We start from the raw sequence: 18,423 nt of genomic DNA on the forward strand, positions 1-18,423 counted from the left end.
TCATACCGCGCCCGGCGGCTTGGGACGCTTCACATCCTCGCTGGCCGGCGCATTGCCCGACTTTTCGCTCTTTACCGGCGCCGGTTGTGAAGCAGCGCCGCCTTGCTGCGTGGCCGAGGCATTGATCCCGGCAGCGGCGGCCACCGGGGTCGGCGCATGCGTGGTCCAGCCATGCTTGGCGGCCGAAGCGCGCCAGTTGGCGGCAACCGCATCCATGGAGGCGGCCAGCTCCTGCTTTTCCTTTGCCGCCTGGGCCGCGGCGTCCGGCTTGGCTGCGGGCGCCGCCGGTGTTGCAGGTGCGGCCTGAGCCGTTGCCGCGCCCGGCTTGTCGGCGCCGGCCGGGGCCGGCTGGCCCGGGATCTGCTGCTGCGGCGTCGCGGTGCCGGCCTGAGCGCGTTCGCTGGCGCTGCCGGCTGTCGGCGCCGCCTCGCCGGTAGCGCCCTTGGCGGCGGTCGGAGCGCCTTCGATCTTGCGTTCGCCGGCCATCGCGCCTTTCGGCGCGTCGCCCGCGACTGCCGCACCGGGCGTGGTGCCGCCCATCGCCGTGCCGCCGGTATTGCCTTCCATGCCGCGCGGCGTGCCTGGCGTACCGGCCGGCATCGATGCGCCGACCTTTTCGCCGGAACTCTTCATCACTTCGCCGCTGGTATTGCCGCCGGCGGTGACCATGCCCGGGAAGTGGGTCTCGCGCTGGCTCACCGCCGGGCCGCCGGGGCTCTTGCCGCCGTCAGGGCCACTGTGATTGCTGCAGGCAGTGAGTACGAGCAGCGACGCCAGCATTGCCGGCAGCGGAAACTTTCGGAGTTCACGCATTGGCGTCACCTCTTGCAATCGTCTGCGAGGGCTGAGCGCTGCGCTCGCCGCGCTCGGTCACCCGCCCGGCGCGCACATCGTCGTACCAGAGCGAATGATGGGTACGCGCCCATTCTTCATCGACGGTGCCGCGCCGCATCGCTTCATACGCGCCCGGCGTGCCCAGGGTGCCGATATAGATGTGGCCCATCGAGAAGGCGATGTAGAAGACCGCCGCGCCGAGATGCAGGTAGTTCGCCCACTGCAGCACATAGCGCGTCTGGCCGAAGTTGACGAAATCCAGCAGCAGGCCTGACACCGACACGATCAGTCCGAGGAAGGACACGCCGCCCCAGAACCACAGCTTCTCGCCGGCATTGAAGAAGCCGGCCGGCACTGGCTGGTGATTGACGAGACCGCCGGCGCGCCGTATCCACAGCCAGTCGATGCGGCTCCAGAAATTTGCGCGCAGGAAGGTCAGGAACATCACCGCGGTGCAGAAGATGAAGAAGGGGCCGATGAAGTTGTGCAGGTACTTGCCGAGCATGGCGATCGCGGAAAACGCGCCATGCCCCATCCACGGCAGCAGCAGCTTCTTGCCGTACAGGATAATGAGTCCGGTCAAGGCCAGCACGATGAAGCTGATTGCGGTCACCCAATGCACCATGCGATCCCAGGCCGAGAAACGCCGGATCTTGCGACCGGACGGCGCCGGATCCATTGGCGCCGGGCCGATGAGGCGGTACATCAGGAAGATCGCCAGCAGTGCCAGCAGCAGGATGGCGCCGGCGATCGTGGCGAGCGGACCGTTCCTCAGCGTGCGCCAGGTATTGCCGCCGCGCTGCAGCAGCACATCCGACTCGCTCTGATAGCCGAAGGGCTGGATGAAGTGGCGGTCGATATGGCGCTTGCCGGAATCCTTGTCGCCATAGCCCGGCTCGGGCACGGCCTGCTCGGTCTGCAGGATGGTCTGTTCCTCGGCATAGGCCGGCACCGCGGAATGGTTGGGCACCGCGGCATGCGCGCCGGAGACGATGCCCAGCAACAGGCACAGCAGCACGGCGGCGAAGGCGAGAGGGCGGTTCATCAGATGTCGCATGGCTGTTCTCCCGGCCGCTCACGGCCTCATGCGGTTGTACTCATTCTGGCGGCGGTTGCGATCGTTGATCGCCGCATACCAGGCCATGCGGTCGCCGTGGAACATGGCCTGCGGCGCCAGGTTGTCCGGCTTGCCGTTGTACTGACCCTGCTTCCAGCCGGGATGCTGTTCGACCTCGAGGCAGGCCGACAACAGCAGCGGCAGCGACAGCAGCGCTGCAATGCGGAGGATGGTTTTCATGTCGGCAGGTCCCTCGGCGCGTTCTGCGATTGATTGCGGTCCTGGTTGATGCGCGGACCGTTGCCTATGCCCATGCCGTTGTTGTAGCCGTTGTCCTTGGCCTCGGGCCGCGGCTTGTAGGCAATGTCCCAGCCCCACAGTTCCGGGCCGTAGCCGCGGGTGTCGACGCGGGCCTTGTAGATGTCGGCAATGATGTTGGCATCGCCTCCCAAAAGCGCCTTGGTGCCGCATTGCTCGGCGCAGGCCGGCAGCTTGCCTTCGGCCAGGCGGTTGCGGCCGTATTTCTTGAACTCGGCTTCGGAAAGATCCGGCTCCGGTCCGCCATTGCAGAAGGTGCACTTGTCCATCTTGCCGCGATGGTTGAAGGCGCCCATGTTGGGGAACTGCGGCGCGCCGAACGGGCAGGCATAGAAGCAGTAGCCGCAGCCTATGCACAGGTCCTTGTCATGCAGCACCACGCCGTCCTCGGTGTGATAGAAGCAGTCGACCGGGCATACCGCCATGCACGGCGCATTGGTGCAATGCATGCAGGCCACCGAGATCGAATGCTCGCCCGGCACGCCGTCGTTGACCGTGATCACCCGGCGCCGCACCACGCCCCAGGGCACTTCGTTTTCGTTCTTGCACGCCGTGGCGCAGCCGTTGCAATCGATGCAGCGCTCGGTGTCGCAAATGAACTTCATTCTTGCAGCCATCATTTCTCCTTCTTCGCCATCACGCCACGACCAGGCGGCACAGGGACACCTTGGTCTCCTGCATCATGGTCACGACGTCATAGCCATAGGTCCATCCGGTATTGGCCGCTTCGCCAAGCACGATCGGCGCGGAGCCCTGCGGATAATTCGGGCGCAGGTCCTCGCCCATCCACCAGCCGCCGAAGTGGTACGGCATCCACACCAGTCCCTCCGGCACCCGCGGTGTCACCATCGCCGCGATCTTGAGGCGCGCGCCGGTCGGCGTTTCCACCCACACGTATTTGCCGGTCTGTATGCCGATGCGCGACGCATCGATGGGGTTGATCTCCACGAACATCGTTTGCTGCAGCTCGGCCAGCCAGGGATTGGAGCGGGTCTCGTCGCCGCCGCCTTCGTATTCCACCAGGCGTCCCGAGGTCATGATCATCGGGAAGTCCTTGTGGAAATCGACCTTCTGCACCGAGGAAAACAGCGTCGGCAGGCGCCAGAATGCGGCCTTGTCCGGATAGGTCGGATACTGCGCCACCAGGTCGCGCCGCGGCGAGGAGATCGGCTCGCGGTGGGTCGGCACCGGGTCCGGGAAATTCCAGACATTGGCGCGAGCCCGCGCATTGCCGTAGGGCGCGCAGCCATGCTTGATCACCACGCGGATGATGCCGCCGGACATGTCGGTCTTCCAGTTCTTGCCTTCGGCCTGCTGCTGTTCTTCCGGCGTGAGCTCGCTCCACCAGCCGAGCTTCTTGAGGAACACGTGGTCGAACTCGGGATAACCGACATCGATTTCGCTGTCCTTGGTCCCCCATCCGTCTGCGGCCAGCAGCGAGTCGCCGTTGTGCTCCACGCCCCAGTTGGCGCGGAAGGGCAGGCCGCCGTCGGCCACCGATTTCGAGGTGTCGTACAGGATGGGCGTGCCCGGATGCTTCATCTCCGGCGTGCCCCAGCACGGCCAGGGCAAGCCGTAATAGTCGCCCTTGCATGGCCCGTCCTCGGCCAATAACGTGGTCGGATTGAAGGTGTGCTTGTTCTCCATGTGCAGCTTGAGCCGCTCCGGCGAGATGCCGGTGTAGCCGATGGTCCAGACCGAGCGGTTGATCTCGCGCAGGATGTCCTCGATCACCGGCTCGTTGTTGACCACCTTGATGTTCTTGCACAGCTCGTCGGCGAAGCCGAACTTCTTCGCGAACAGGTACATGATCTCGTGGTCGGTCTTGCATTCGAACAGCGGCAGGATCACGCGCTCGCGCCATTGCACGCTGCGGTTGGAGCAGGTGACCGAGCCCTGGGTTTCGAATTGCGTCGTGGCCGGCAGCAGGTACACGCCATCCTTGCGGCCATGCATGGCCGCGGTCATGGTCGGATACGGGTCGATGACCACCAGCATGTCGAGCTTTTGCATCGCGGCCTTCATGTCCGGCAGCCGCGTCTGGCTGTTCGGCGCATGGCCCCAGTACACCACCGCGCGCAGAGCGCTCGGCTGGTCGATGAATTCCTTCTTCTCGTTGACGCCGTCGAACCAGCGCGAGACGGTCATGCCGGGCTTTTCCATCAGCGCCTTGCTGGCGAAGCGGCCCTTCAGCCATTCATAGTCCACGCCCCAGACCCGCGCGAAATACTTCCATGCGCCCTCGGCGATGCCGTAATAGCCGGGCAGCGAATCCGGGTTCGGGCCGACGTCAGTCGCGCCCTGCACATTGTCGTGGCCGCGGTAGATGTTGGCGCCGCCGCCGGCCACGCCGATATTGCCCAGCGCCAGCTGCAGGATGGACAGCGCGCGCACATTGGCCGTGCCGACGCTGTGCTGCGTGATGCCCATGCACCACACCACCGAGGACGGCCGGTTCTTCGCCAGCAGCTCGGCGGTGCGATGCACCGCGGCTTCCGGCACGCCGGTGACGTCGGCCACCTTGTCCGGCGTCCATTTCGCCACTTCCTTGCGCACATCGTCCATGCCGTAAGTGCGCGCGGCGATGTAGTCCTTGGCTTCCCAGCCGTTCTGGAAGATGTGCCACAGCACGCCCCAGACGAAGGCGATGTCGGTGCCCGGGCGGATGCGCACATAGTGATGGGCGAAGCGCGCGGTGCGGGTGAAGCGCGGATCGACGACGATCATCTTCGCGCCCAGCTCCTTCGCATGCAGGAAGTGCTGCATCGAAATCGGATGCGCCTCGGACGGATTCGAACCGATGAAGATCACCGCCTTCGAATGCGCCAGGTCATTGAACGAGTTCGTCATCGCGCCGTAGCCATAGGTCTGGGCCACGCCGGCGACCGTGGTCGAATGGCAGATGCGCGCCTGGTGATCGCAGTTGTTCGAGCCGAAGAAGGACACGAACTTGCGCAGCAGATAGGACTGCTCGTTGTTGTGCTTGGAGGATCCGATCCAGAACACACCGTCGGGTCCGGCCTGCTGACGGATCTGCAGCAGCTTGTCGCCGACTTCCCGGATCGCCACATCCCAGGAGATGCGCTCGTACTTGCCATTGACCAGCTTCATCGGATAGCGCAGCCGGTGCTCGCCGAAGCCATGCTCGCGTACCGACGCGCCCTTGGCGCAATGCGCGCCGAGGTTGATCGGCGACTCGAAGGCCGTGTCCTGCCGCACCCAGACGCCGTTCTGCACGATCGCATTCACCGAGCAGCCGACCGAGCAATGGCTGCACACGGTATGGCGCAGCGCCGGTTTGCCGGTGTCGCCGACGTCTTCGGCGCGGGTCTGCGCCTGGGCCTTCTGCATCACCTGCAGCGGCAGTTGCTGGGCCAGCACGCCGGCGCCGGCGGTGAGACCGGCGCGCGCCAGGAAGGCGCGGCGCGACAGCGCGGCCGGGTTGGCGCCGTCGCGCGCCGGCAGGCGCGGCACCAGGCTGGAAGACCCGGAAGATTTGCCACGGGCATCGCCCGTCTTGCGCAATAGGCTCATGTCGGTTTCCTACATGCGGCGCAGCGCGGCGTAGTAGCTGCGGATGTGCTCGGTTTCGTGATAGCCGCGGTTCTCCGGCGGCGCTTCCAGCGCCTTCGCTTCCTCGACCGGCGCCGCAGCAACCGGCGCGGCGCGCGACACCAGCGCCAGCGCCGCGCCGAGCAGGCCGGCGCCCTTCGCGGTGTGCAGGAATTCGCGGCGGTTCGGGTTGGGTTGATCGGTCTTTTTCATGATCGGGCTCCTTCTGCAATGTCGTGGTCCATCTCCATGCCGAAGGCTTCGGCTTCGATCGCGAAGAAAGCGTCGGCGAAGTCGGCGAGATGGCGGGTGAAATTCGCGCCGGGGGCGCTGCGCATGTCCCGCAGGAAGCGCGCGTACCAGCTGGCGATGTGGTGTTCGAAGAAGGCGTGCTGCAGTTCCAGCGGCCGCGCTTCGGTGATCAGGATGCGCATCGTCTCGCACAGCGAACCGAGGTGGTCTTCGAGTTCAAAGGCGCCGGCGCGGCGGGCGAGGCCGAGTGCGCGGAGTTCGTCGCGCAGCTTGGCCAGCGGCTTTTCCATCATGTGGCCGGCGATGTAGAGCGACTCGTAGGGGTTGAGCAGCGGGGTGCCGGTGGAGATGAAGAGGGCGGCGTATTCGTCCTTCAGTGCGCGTTCGTCCATGACGGTGGCGGCAATGCGCAGGTTTTCCCAGGCGCGGTCTAGCGGGGAGGCGGGTGCAGCGTGCGGATCCACAGACAGCGGGTCGGCACGGGCAAGCACGGCCAGCAGGCCGACGTCGGGCGGGCCGAGCAGGAAGGAGCCGATCAGGCCGTAGAGGTCGGCGCGGGCTTGGTCTTCGGCGTCGAGCGGGACGGTAGCCGGGCAGGTTGTGAAATCGGTATTACGGGGCTCTGTCATTAACGATGTCTTCGAGAACGGCGCGCGTATGCGTCGAGTAGCTTTTCAAAACATCAATGAGCAACTTGTGTGCCACAACGAAGCCAGCATGTCGGACCCGCGTCAACGCAGGAAGCATCACCCATTCGGCTCTATGGCAGCGCAGACCGAGCGACCGACATGGAATATTTACCGGTAATTTGGAAAATCTTGACGCGCTATAGCGGAACGTCGCAGAGGCGTCATGTAACTCAGCAAGCGCTACCGGTAATTCTTGCCCAATGCAAAGCCAGTCCGATTTCTGCAGTGAAAAGCTTGCTTTTTTCAAGCCGGAAATTCGAGTGAAGTCATATCCGTCGGACAATGGAACTTTTATTGCGGCCCTGATGTTGTGATAGGCCGTGAGGTTAAGTGCACGGCGAAAGCAGCTTAAAGTTTAAAGGAATCTAAAATGTGTGACAGAGTATTTGAACATTGGACGAGAGATTACAACCCATCGGCTGTGATATATCTGAACATCGGGGACGAACAAAGCCGACAGATTGAGTCTAAAATCACACCGAGAGCCGTAAAAACTTGTGAGGGTAAATGGTGTGCATTCTATGAAATGAATTTGCGCTCTCTGGTATCCCGGGCGCCGAAATGGGTTCAGGATTATATCGAGCCATGCTTTGCAAAATATCAAATGAAGGCCGTTCTGCTTGAGTATGCTGCCGCGAATAATAATGACTTTATCAACACTTGGTTACCCGACGCATTGAAGAGAATAGAAACTTCTAATGTCGGTGCAAAGTCTCTCGAAAAATTCGTAGTGAGTGATGCAACTGCCATCTTGAAAAGCATGAGTACAGACCAGAGAAAAAATCTATATGTTGCCTTGCAAGGCAGAATCTCGGTTCAAACGCCAAAGACTCCGGAAAGCATTCTGTGCGCAAAGCTGCAGCGTGCCATTATTTTGTGCGAAGTGCAAAGCCGGAACGAAAAATTGAAACAGGCATATTCCAAGGTGCTAAACGCGGACGACAAGGGAAGTAATAGCGACGAAGGTCTGCAAGAAATCGAAAAAATTACGAAAGAAGTTTTCGATTGGATTGGCCATAATGCGGACGATAGCGAAGGTTGTGCGCTCGTTGCTAAGCGGATAGGCAAAGCGATCATGCCTTCGAAGGAGCAGATGAATTCGATGAAAGCCGGCATGACCACATTACCCTTAAAGATAGAATTACTCGAAAACATCAAGGCGTACAAGAAAGATTCTGTGACAACAAGTGTTTTCATAGAGCTCTACAAAACTGTGGACAAGCTGAATTATTTTCGTACTCCTGAACTGATTGAAAAATATGACCGCGGACTTACTTCTTATGAAAATGAGGTGGTCAAAACGACATCGGTCACAAATTCTGACCGAACGACACCTGCGCAGGAGGTGAATGCCGGAAAAGGTTCAGAGCCCGTTACAACTGAAGATTGGAAACACAAGAAAATAGCAGAGCTGCAGAAGTGGAACGAGAATCTTTTTCTTGCTGAGGGTAGAACTCGCCTGCTTTTATCGAAAAAGGAACTTTTCTCCCAGTGGATTTCGAAGATTGATCCCTTATTGGAGGCCTTTAGCACAATAGATGTAGGAGTATTGAAAGACAATGAAAACACATATTCATTCAATGTCGCGCAACTCCGAAAGCTGAGGGATGACCTGAAGATGTTCTGCGCCGACTCCAGAAATGCTCCCTCCGCCCAAGCGATCTTGACATGGGTTGGCAACATCCTTCACCGTTGCGCGACTCTTGTTTTAAACGAGCGCTACACTCCGGGAGAAAGAATTTTCGTAGAAATTGCGAGAGCATTAACCGAAATTTTCCTTGACCAATTTCAAAAACAAGCTAAAACGAACCGCCGAGGTTAAAGAAAATATCATGGTTCCATTTGTTTCGGTTCGAATTGCCAATAGCGATAATTCTTTGAGGGCAGTTTCGAACCGAAGGTTTACTTTATGAAATGCTCAATCCCCCGGCGGCAACAGCACAGCCCGACTTCCATTGCTGGCCATTGCGGACAAAATCCCCGCCGCCTCCAGCTGTTCCACCAGTCTTGCCGCACCGTTATAACCCAACCACAAATGCCGCTGCACCGTGGAAATCGACGCTTTACGCGTGCGAATGACGAAAGCGATCGTTTCGTCATACAGCGGATCAGTCTCGGCGTCCGCTTCTCCGGCTAGCGCTGCATCCGGCGCTTCCTTGGCTGCCGGCCCGGTCAGCACTGCATCCTCGTACTCCGGCTCGCCGAAGCGCTTCAGATTTTCCACCACCCGATGCACTTCCTCGTCGGACACGAAAGCGCCGTGCACCCGTTGCGGATAGCCCGACCCCGGCGGCAGGAACAGCATGTCGCCATGGCCGAGCGGGCTTCGGCGCCCATCTGGTCCAGCACTGTGCGCGAGTCGATCTTGGACGACACCTGGAATGCCAGGCGCGTCGGAATGTTTGCCTTGTCCAGCGGCTTTGGAGCATCCGGCATCAGCGAGAACAGGTTCGGCGCCTTGCGACCGGCGGCCTTCGCATCGCGGTTGCGGGCATTGAAGCCAGCCAAATTGCGCACGCCCAGCGCCGACATCAGCCGGTAGCGCCACTCCATCTGCCGCCGAGAATCGGGCAATTCCTGCCCCATGCACGTTTTGCCAGGAATGGTTCCGGCGACGCGGATCGACGCCATGCCCAGCGTGCACGCCAAGTCCTTCATCAAGCCGACGATCTGCGCACCGCGCACGCCGATCACCGGTTCGACTTCATGGCGGCTAATGACCGAGGCGGCGCCGGCGCCGAGCACAGCGACCGGCATCTTCACGCATTTATGCCATCCCTCGCCATTTTCAGCGGGGACGAAAACGTACGTGCAAGCGGATTACGCAGCGGACCGGAGGAATGGCTCGAAAACGGATGTAGAAGCCCAGGGGGTGTTTAGGCATGGGAGGAGAGCAGCGCCCATGCCAATCGGGAACGCACATGCGACGAGATGTGCGGATAACGGTGCGGTCCAAAACGATCTCGTTGTTCATACTGGAAAGAGCCCGTTGGAATAAGGAACCGACGCTATCGCGCCGCTACTTACCCACAGTCCTATGACCAATGCCGCAGACGTTTCGTCGTAGCACTATCCCCGGCGAAGCAAATTTCCCAGAGGTGTCGCAGAAGTGATTCGCAGTAGCGGTTTCAAGTTGTCGCCGAAGAACTGTGATTTCGAATGCGCCGCTGGTGATGGACCTCGATGAGGAAGGCATCCACTAGCCGGTTTCCAGTTATGTCCCGCATCGGATTGAACGTTCAGGATGAACGCTGAAGCAAATGCCGCGGTGACGAACGCAAACGGGCGGGCATTCCAGTGACTGATGGCAGATATCCGCGCAGAGGTGGAAATCGTTGCGTTGAAAGATTTGAAAAAGGAGAAGAGATATGAATGATGCGACACCCCCAAACAATCAAGTGCCCTTCTTCATACCAGGGCCAACGCCACCAGGCAAAAGTACCGATCCGAACACCGGCACGAACGTAGGTGCAGAAAGCGCACCCGGTGCTCCAAATCTGCATGCTAAAAGTGCAGCAGAGACGTTATTTGATCCGCAAAGTACGGCTAGTTCAATTCCACTAACCACAATGCAACCGAGCCTAAGCTCGAAGCCGGCGCAGACATCTGCGAAATCGGCGGTCTCATCCAAGTATGTCGACATGAGCCAACTGAAAGCAGAGCTCGAAGACGTGCGTGAGATGGTCTCTGACGTGGTCACTCGACTTATAAATATCCTGGAGCGACTACAAAATCTTCACGCTGGCAATCCGGCAACTATGGCCCAGATAAAACGGTTGAAGGCAGCTACCGAGAAGTTACTAGCGTCGGCGGACGACGTGTCAAACGAAGTGGCTGGAATTGAACACGAGCACAAAACGCCAACGAGCGGGAGGACGCATTCCGGAGTTTCGGCGCCAACGCAAAATACGGTTGGTTCTTCGCCGGTAACACAGTCCGGAACCGGAAATCTGGCGCAAGCGCCGACCACATCAGCGTTGCCGGCAAAACCAACTCAGCCAACGAATCAAGAGAAAATCGATAGGATGAAACGTGGGGTATTCACTGCATTCAGCAAGCTTGCCTCAATGAATCACAAACTCAAAGATTCCCAGACTGACGATAAACAACTTCTCGAACAAGCGCGAAAGCTGAGCGTTGAATTCCAAAATGCGATGCAAATGATGGGTACATTCTCTGGTGAAATTGATCAACTTTCTGCGAACAAAAACGAACAGCAGATTTTCGATTTTGAAATCAAGCTGACGCTGTTATCCAGTTATGTATCTGGTCTTGAGCAAAGATTTACGGAGCTTATGCATCAGATCAATTTTTTTGATGATTTCGAAAAAAAGACCGCTGAAAAGTCGAATGGAATATCATCAAACAACCAAGCCGTCAGTAACACAAGCGGCAGCCCGCTTAAAGCCACACTGAGCTTGGGGCCGCAGTCCGGAGGTTCAGCTCCTTCCGATAATAAAGATCAAGTAATTAATAAAACTATGGCGGCTTCCACGAATTTAAAAGGTGGTCAAGCCCCCGACAAATCCTCCGCGGACAAGTCAATTGAAACGTCAAAATCGACTGCGATTTCCGGAAAACCGGCCTCATCGGCCCAATCTAGCCGAAGCGCATATCAAACACGCATCATGAATTTGTATGAAGGATTTCGCGCAACCGATAAATATGCCACGGCTATCTGGTACAAATATTTCGAAAAAATCAATAATGACCAATTGAATGATGAACGAACATTAAAGCTGCGCAGCGCGTACAAGGCCCTGCAAGATAATTTAACGCAGCTATCGGAAATTTTAGAAAAGAGTCGCACTGATTTCTGGGCAATGTGGGACGAAAAACTGACGCATGAACTACCAAACCACCACTCCTCATTGGGTGGAATCTTAAATAAATTGCCAATTTACGAAAATATGCATCAACAAATGATCGAGGCTACCAGAAACCTTGAGCAGGAATGCATTAGCTTCCTTGAAGGAAATGCCGTCAAAAATGATGGAGCTGGAAAAAAACCCACGCCTATGAAGGATGAAATAAAGGAGAAAGATACCAAGCCGCCCAAGACGTAACGAAAGATCCCAGCTTCCGCGGCACGATATATACCGCACGGATTTCGCCACTGGCGCGTTCGTGCATCAGCCGGTCGCCAACTTAATTGTGATTAGCAAAAAAGCAATTAATCACCAAGGCCAGGCGAATATCCTTTGGGGTAGATATATTGAAGGTCGCGGTCAATGGCTAAGCAAAGGACCTAGAAAATTCTTCTACCGAGTTCGAAAGCATGGTGAAGGCGGTCGAGGAAGAAAAGACGGGCAAAAGCCGTTCCTGCGAAGAAGTATTGAAATCCGATCGGGAAAGACCACGGCTAATACGGGCGGCCCAAGCGGGCTCGCCCGTAACGCATTATCCGGGCTACGATCGATGTGACAGCAACGAAACGTTAATCGTCACCGTGTTCAATGAAACGAGACCGTTTGCAATTTTTTGAAACAGCGTTTGCCGATAATTGCGGCGCGCCAGAATGCAACGCCGTGCTCCGGCAATACCGCCACGCATCGCACGTTGGATTGCACTTACGCATTTTTGATTTATCGTGGGCATCGTCCGCTATTCGTGGCTTTTACGGCGTTGGCTATAACCGCCTGTGACTTCGCGAAGCAGAGCGGAGCACTCAACCTGCATTGTCCTTAACCGCCGCACTACGCAATTAGAAGGCACCAAATCACGCAAATCAACGCTGGACGAAGAACCGCTTCCCTCAATCCCCTGGCGGCACCAGCACATCCCGACTTCCATTGCTGGCCATTGCCGACAAAATTCCCGCCGCCTCCATTTGCTCCACCAGCCGTGCCGCACGGTTGTATCCCACCCGCAGCTGCCGCTGCACCGAGGAAATCGACGCCTTGCGCGTACGAATGACGAAAGCCACCGCCTCGTCGTACAGCGGATCAGCCTCCGCATCCGCTTCCCCGGCTGGCGCCGCTTCCGGCGCTTCCTCGGCCGCTGGTCCTGCCAGCACCGCATCCTCGTAATCCGGCTCGCCGAAGCGTTTCAGGTGCTCGACCACCCGGTGTACCTCCTCGTCCGACACAAAAGCGCCATGCACCCGCTGCGGATAACCTGAGCCGGGCGGCAGGAACAGCATGTCGCCATGGCCGAGCAGGGCTTCAGCGCCCATTTGATCCAGCACCGTGCGCGAGTCGATCTTGGACGACACCTGGAATGCCACGCGGGTCGGAATATTTGCCTTGATCAAGCCGGTGATCACATCCACTGACGGCCTTTGCGTCGCCAGGATCAGGTGGATGCCGGCCGCGCGCGCTTTCTGCGCCAGTCGCGCGATCAATTCCTCGATCTTCTTGCCGGCCACCATCATCAGGTCCGCCAGCTCGTCGATGACCACCACGATGAGCGGCAGTGTATCCAGCGGCTCCGGCGCGTCTGGCGTCAGCGAGAACGGATTCGGCACCTTGCGGCCAGCCGCGGCGGCGTCGCGGATGCGGGCATTGAAGCCGGCCAGATTGCGCACGCCCAGCGCCGACATCAGCCGGTAACGCCGCTCCATCTCGCCGACACACCAGTTCAACGCATTCGCCGCCAGTTTCATGTCGGTGACCACCGGCGCGAGCAGATGCGGAATGCCGTCGTAGACCGACAGCTCGAGCATCTTCGGGTCGATCATGATCATGCGGACTTCTTCGGGCGTGGCCTTGTACAAGAGCGACAGGATCATCGCGTTGATCGCCACCGATTTGCCCGAGCCGGTGGTGCCGGCCACCAGCATGTGCGGCGCGCGCGCCAGGTCGGTCGCGACCGGCATGCCGGTGATGTCCTTGCCGAGCGCGATGGTCAGTTTCGATGCCGAGTCGCTGTAGGCCGGCGATTCGAGGATTTCGGAAAGCCGGATCATCTGCCGCCGCGGATTCGGCAGTTCCAGGCCCATGCAGGTCTTGCCGGGGATGGTTTCGACGACGCGGATCGAAGTCATGCCCAGCGCGCGCGCCAAGTCCTTCATCAGGCCGACGATCTGCGCGCCGCGCACGCCGGTGGCCGGTTCGACTTCATAGCGGGTAATCACTGGCCCGGCGCCGGCGCCGAGCACAGTGACCGGGACCTTGAATTCCTTCAGACGCTGTTCGATCAACTGGCCGGTCTGCTCAAGTTCGGCTGCGCTGATCTCCTGGGTTGCGCCGTCGGTAGCATCGAGCAGGTCCAGGCCCGGTAATTCGACATCGTTGCGATGGGCGAACATCGGGGCAATTTCGGCCTGCACTTGCGGCATTGCGATGGAAACCGGCGCAGCCTGCGCCGCTTGCTGGAATGCCGTCCCTTGCGTGGCCGGCTGTGACCAGGCGCCTGTCGGGAAAAAGTCGCCGAGATCGATGACCGCATCGTCCTGGGACGGCGTGAGGCGCGGGCCGGTGCCGAAGATGTCGCTGCTGTCGATGAGCGGCACATCCGCTTCGACAGGTAGCGCCGGGGTGATCGCGGGCAGCAGGCCGCGCATGTCGATCACGTCGTCGTCGCGGAAAGCGGGCGCGGCGAAATGGAAGCCGGGCGGCAGGATATCGCTGCTGTCGATGAGCGGGGCGCTCACCGTGCCGTTCGTCGGCTCGGACATCGTCGGCGCAAGCGGGAAGGGCGCTGCGGCCGGCGGGGCGCTGGCGGGCGCTGCAGGCGTGGCGATTGGCGCGGCAGACGTCGACGATAGGGGCGAAACCGCCGGCACCGGTTTCGGCGGCACTACGGGCGCAGGACGACGCTGCGCCGCGGCCAGTGCTGCACGGCGCTCGGCCTCGCGTTGCGCGGCTTCCTGCAAGGCTTGCTGGCGGGCGAGCATCGCATCGGTTGGGCGCAGACTTTCTATCGGGTCCCAGGCATCGATCGTGCGTTTCGATGATTTCGAGACGGGCGCAGGAGCGGCGCGATTGGCAGCCGAAGCCGCGACCGCGGAGGAGGGCGGCGCCATCTTCACCGACAATTCCGGCGCGCGCTTCGACGGCCGCCGGCTGGCGACGGTTTCCTGCGCCGGGATCGGCGCAGGGAGTTTCCAGGATTCGGCCTTGCGCGGCGCCGGGGTGGTCTGTGCGCGCAGGGAGCCGGGATGGGCGCGCGGCGGCGGCGGTTCGGCAGAGAACGGCATGCGCGGAATGTGTGTGCGCTCATCGACAAAGCGCGGCGTGGCCGACGCCTCGTCTTCTTCATCAGCGCGATCGCGACGGCGCGGCAACAGCCAGAACACGCCGACGACGAGTATCAATGTCAACACCACCAGGGAAAATCCGCTGCCAATGAGGCTGGACAGACCAGACCACAGCGCGCGGCCGAGCAATGCCGAGCGCGCTTCCGAACCACTGCGCAATGCGCCTTCGAGCGCGCAGCTGGCAAACAGCGCCAGACCCGTGCCTAGCCACATCCGGATCGCGCCGGGCCCGCCGGCACGGCCGGTGAGCGCGCCTCGCGCGAAACGCCATGCCAGCGGCAAAACCCAGAGAAGCGACCAACCAAACCAATCGAAAACTGCGATGTGCATACCTGTTGCAATGAGGGCCGCAAACCGGACGTGAGACGAACGCGAAAGAGCGGCGGGGGTGAGGAATACGGTATTGGAATCTGTTGCGAATCGAGACGGGCGGCGCGTACGACCGCCCTTTGAAACGGACTGTGGAGTGTAACCGATGGGGGCAGGTGCAGTCATGCCAAAACCGCCTTTGCAGACGGCCTGGCAGGACTGCGTTACATCAGGCGGCGGAAGTCTTCAGCTGATCGCCAATGGGCAGCACGCGGATGCGCTTGCCTATCGCCGCATGAATGGCATTCGTCACCGCTGGCGCTACCGGCGGCACGCCCGGCTCACCGACGCCGGTCGGTTTTTCCGCCGACGGCACGATGTGCACTTCCACCCGCGGCATTTCGTTGATGCGCAACACCGGGTATTCGTGGAAGTTCGATTGCTGCACTTGGCCATCCTTCAGCGTGATCGCGCCATGCAAGGCAGCCGACAGGCCGAAGCCGACGCCGCCTTCCATCTGCGCGCGAATCACGTCCGGGTTGATCGCCACGCCGCAATTAACCGCGCATACCACCCGGTCCACCCGCAGCGCGCCATCCTTGGCCACAGTGACTTCCGCGACCTGGGCGACCACGGTGTTGAAGGATTCATGCACCGCGATGCCGCGGCCGCGTCGCTCACCGTCCTTGCCCGGCGCAAGCGGCTGACCCCAGCCGGCTTTTTCCGCCGCAAGGTTCAGCGCGGCCAGGTGACGTGGATGCTTGGCCAGCAACGTGCGGCGCAGGGCCAGCGGATCCTTGTTGCCGGCGGCGGCGGCTTCATCGATCAGGCTTTCGCTGACGAAGGCGCTGTGCGAATGGCCGACCGAGCGGAACCACTGGATCGGCACGCCAATGTCTTCGGCGGTGTGCAGTTCCAGGCGGGCGTTCGGCACTGCGTACGGTTCCAGCGTGCCTTCATAGGAAGTGGTGTCCAGGCCATTCTTGACCACGAATTTCTCCATGGCCGTGCCCTTGAAGATCGACTGGCCGACGACGCGGTGATGCCAGGCGGCCAAGTTGCCGTCGGCGTCGATGGCCATGCGCGTGCGATGCACGAAGGCGGGACGGTAATAGCCGCCGCGGGTGTCGTCCTCGCGCGTCCACACCATCTTCACCGGCGCGCGCACGCCGGTCTCGCGCGCGGCCTTGGCGATGGCGACCGCTTCCAGCACATAGTCCGAGAACGGATTGGCGCGACGGCCGAAGCTGCCACCGGCATACAGTTGTTTGATCGTCACCGCCTCAGGCGCGATGCCGAGCAATTGGGCCGCGGCCATCTGGTCACCGGTCTGCCATTGCTCGCCGTTGATGATTTCGCAGCCCTTGTCGGACAGCGATACCACGCAGTTGAGCGGCTCCATCGCCGAATGCGAGAGGAAGGGCACTTCATAGTCAGCTTCGATCAGCTTGGCCGGCTTGGCGAAGGCGGCGGTGGGATTGCCGGTTTCGAACACCAGTTCGCCCGGGCGGCTGGCGGCGTCGCGGTAGCGCGCGAGGATGGCGTCGCTGCTCAGGCTGAAGGCCTTGGATTCATCCCACTCAATGGCGAGCGCATCGCGGCCGCGGCGCGCGACCCAGGTGTTCTTCGCCAGTACCGCTACGCCGCCCTGGAAACGCTCGCTGCCAGTCACCGGCACGACTGCCACGACGCCGGGCACGGCCTTGGCCTTGGCGGCATCGAAGGATTTCAACTTCGCGCCGAACTTTGGCGGATGCGCGATCACCGCGACCAACATGCCGGGCAGCTTGACATCCTGGGTGTAGAGCGCGCGACCATTGGTCTTGTCGGTGTTGTCGACACGGTGCAGATTCTGGCGGCCAATCAGGCGGAAATCCTTCGGATCCTTCAGCGGCGCGTTTTCCGGCACCGGCAGTTTGGCGGCGGCTTCGGCAAGCTGGCCGAAGCGAGCGCGGCGACCGCTGGCGGCGTGTGTGACGACGCCATCCTGAACGCTGAGGCTTTCCGGCGCGACTTGCCATTGCTGCGCGGCGGCCTGGACCAGCATCGCGCGGGCGGCGGCGCCGGCGCGGCGCATCTGCTCATAAGAATTGGCCATTGCAGTACTGCCGCCGGTGCCTTGGACGCCGAGCAGGGTGTTGGCATAGCGCTTGACATCGGCCGGGGCGCCTTCGACGCGGATCTGCTTCCAGTCGGCGTCGAGTTCTTCGGCAACCAGCGTGGCCAGGCCGGTGTAGGCGCCCTGGCCCATTTCCAGGTGCTTGGCGATGACGGTCACGCTGTCATCGGCGCCGATGCGCACGAAGGCATTCGGCTGGAAATTGGCCGTGCTGGGAGTGCCGGCGGCCTGCGCATCGCCGGCGCCGGTCAGCAGCGGCGGCAGCGCGAGGCCTAGCGTCAGCCCGCCCAGGCCCTGGAAGAAGCGGCGGCGGCTGACGTTGATGATTTGCGCATCGGCGCTCTTGCTGTGGATGGTGATGGTCATCGTCTGCTCCTTACGCAAGCGAACCCGCGGCGTCGTGGATGGCGGCGCGGATGCGCACATAGGTGGCGCAGCGGCAGACATTGCCGGACATGGCCGCATCGATATCGGCGTCGCTCGGACGCTTGTTCGTCTTCAGCAGCGCAGTCGCCGACATGATCTGTCCGGACTGGCAGTAACCGCACTGCGCCACATCATGCTTGCGCCATGCGGCCTGCACCGCCTGGCCAACCTTGTCATGCTCGGCCGCTTCGATCGTGGTGACATGCTTGCCGGCGACGGCGGACATGGGCGTGACGCAGGAGCGCAGCGCCTGGCCGTCGACATGCACAGTGCAGGCGCCGCACAGCGCCATGCCGCAGCCGTACTTCGTTCCTGTCATTGCGACTTCGTCGCGCAGGTACCAGAGCAGCGGCATGTCGGGATCGCCGTCAAAGGTCTGCGCCTTGCCGTTCAGGGTGAGCTTGGTCATGGGATTGTCCTTGTTGTTGTAGCGAGAAGTCCCCGGAGTTCGTCGAGCATCGCGCATCGCAATCGCGCGCCGGCGGCTGGGAGCTCGACAGTATATGGCCTGAATCGAAAGCTTGCCGAAAACGCTACAGGGATTGGAACGAATAAAAAAAGGAAACTTTTTTGCGCTCCGATAACAATTCGTCACATATATCGCTGCCTAGACATATGGTTGTTACAAGCACTTGAGACAATGACGGCAGCTCAGCAGTACATCGCG

Annotated in this window: 13 protein-coding genes and 1 pseudogene; 3 read left to right on the top strand and 11 right to left on the bottom strand. The window is 60.7% G+C overall.

Going from position 1 to position 18,423, the window contains the following annotated elements; all coding sequences use genetic code 11:
* Genes JJB74_RS13505 through JJB74_RS13535 form a run of 7 tightly spaced genes read right to left on the bottom strand, consistent with a single transcriptional unit; the run spans nucleotide 1 to nucleotide 6,642 of the window.
* A complete protein-coding gene (locus JJB74_RS13505; protein WP_200592414.1) occupies nucleotides 1-813 on the bottom strand; it encodes a hypothetical protein in 813 nt (270 codons plus the stop codon).
* Nucleotides 806-1,891, bottom strand: a complete 1,086-nt coding sequence (locus JJB74_RS13510; protein ID WP_234484167.1) for a formate dehydrogenase subunit gamma — start codon at nucleotides 1,889-1,891, stop codon at nucleotides 806-808. Before JJB74_RS13510 ends, JJB74_RS13505 begins: the two co-directional genes overlap by 8 nt.
* A gap of 18 nt (nucleotides 1,892-1,909) precedes the next feature.
* Entirely contained in the window at nucleotides 1,910-2,131 is a 222-nt protein-coding gene (locus JJB74_RS13515) for a hypothetical protein (RefSeq protein ID WP_200592415.1), read from the bottom strand.
* A complete protein-coding gene (gene fdh3B, locus JJB74_RS13520; protein ID WP_234484186.1) occupies nucleotides 2,128-2,826 on the bottom strand; it encodes a formate dehydrogenase FDH3 subunit beta in 699 nt (232 codons plus the stop codon). The genes JJB74_RS13515 and fdh3B overlap by 4 nt, the downstream gene beginning before the upstream one ends.
* A 19-nt stretch (nucleotides 2,827-2,845) precedes the next feature.
* A complete protein-coding gene (locus JJB74_RS13525) occupies nucleotides 2,846-5,743 on the bottom strand; it encodes a formate dehydrogenase subunit alpha (RefSeq protein WP_200592416.1) in 2,898 nt (965 codons plus the stop codon).
* Nucleotides 5,744-5,752: 9 nt separating this feature from the next.
* Nucleotides 5,753-5,974 (bottom strand): formate dehydrogenase, encoded by a 222-nt coding sequence (locus JJB74_RS13530; RefSeq protein WP_200592417.1) that lies wholly within the window; start codon nucleotides 5,972-5,974, stop codon nucleotides 5,753-5,755.
* Nucleotides 5,971-6,642: a TorD/DmsD family molecular chaperone gene (locus JJB74_RS13535; RefSeq protein WP_200592418.1), complete on the bottom strand. Its 672-nt coding sequence runs from the start codon at nucleotides 6,640-6,642 to the stop codon at nucleotides 5,971-5,973. Before JJB74_RS13535 ends, JJB74_RS13530 begins: the two co-directional genes overlap by 4 nt.
* A 430-nt stretch (nucleotides 6,643-7,072) precedes the next feature.
* On the opposite strand from JJB74_RS13535, the gene JJB74_RS13540 reads away from it, so the two are divergent.
* Entirely contained in the window at nucleotides 7,073-8,524 is a 1,452-nt protein-coding gene (locus JJB74_RS13540; RefSeq protein ID WP_200592419.1) for a hypothetical protein, read from the top strand.
* A 96-nt stretch (nucleotides 8,525-8,620) separates the two neighbouring features.
* Here JJB74_RS13540 and JJB74_RS13545 read toward each other — a convergent pair.
* A pseudogene (locus tag JJB74_RS13545) lies at nucleotides 8,621-9,462 on the bottom strand (DNA translocase FtsK); the annotation flags it as partial.
* Nucleotides 9,463-10,070: 608 nt separating this feature from the next.
* On the opposite strand from JJB74_RS13545, the gene JJB74_RS13550 reads away from it, so the two are divergent.
* Together JJB74_RS13550 and JJB74_RS13555 are read left to right on the top strand one after the other, a co-directional pair.
* On the top strand, nucleotides 10,071-11,768 hold the full coding sequence (locus JJB74_RS13550) for a hypothetical protein (RefSeq protein WP_200592420.1): 1,698 nt from the start codon (nucleotides 10,071-10,073) through the stop codon (nucleotides 11,766-11,768).
* 212 nt (nucleotides 11,769-11,980) lie between these two features.
* Nucleotides 11,981-12,187 (top strand): hypothetical protein, encoded by a 207-nt coding sequence (locus tag JJB74_RS13555; RefSeq protein WP_200592421.1) that lies wholly within the window; start codon nucleotides 11,981-11,983, stop codon nucleotides 12,185-12,187.
* A gap of 270 nt (nucleotides 12,188-12,457) precedes the next feature.
* Here JJB74_RS13555 and JJB74_RS13560 read toward each other — a convergent pair whose 3' ends face one another.
* The 3 genes from JJB74_RS13560 to JJB74_RS13570 form a co-directional block, all read right to left on the bottom strand.
* Nucleotides 12,458-15,232, bottom strand: a complete 2,775-nt coding sequence (locus JJB74_RS13560) for a DNA translocase FtsK (RefSeq protein WP_200592422.1) — start codon at nucleotides 15,230-15,232, stop codon at nucleotides 12,458-12,460.
* Between the two features lie 208 nt (nucleotides 15,233-15,440).
* Nucleotides 15,441-17,696 (bottom strand): xanthine dehydrogenase family protein molybdopterin-binding subunit, encoded by a 2,256-nt coding sequence (locus tag JJB74_RS13565; RefSeq protein WP_200592423.1) that lies wholly within the window; start codon nucleotides 17,694-17,696, stop codon nucleotides 15,441-15,443.
* A 10-nt stretch (nucleotides 17,697-17,706) separates the two neighbouring features.
* A complete protein-coding gene (locus tag JJB74_RS13570) occupies nucleotides 17,707-18,165 on the bottom strand; it encodes a (2Fe-2S)-binding protein (protein WP_200592424.1) in 459 nt (152 codons plus the stop codon).
* Nucleotides 18,166-18,423 lie beyond the last annotated feature (258 nt).

Source organism: Noviherbaspirillum pedocola, assembly GCF_016632335.1.
Lineage (GTDB): Bacteria > Pseudomonadota > Gammaproteobacteria > Burkholderiales > Burkholderiaceae_D > Noviherbaspirillum_A > Noviherbaspirillum_A pedocola.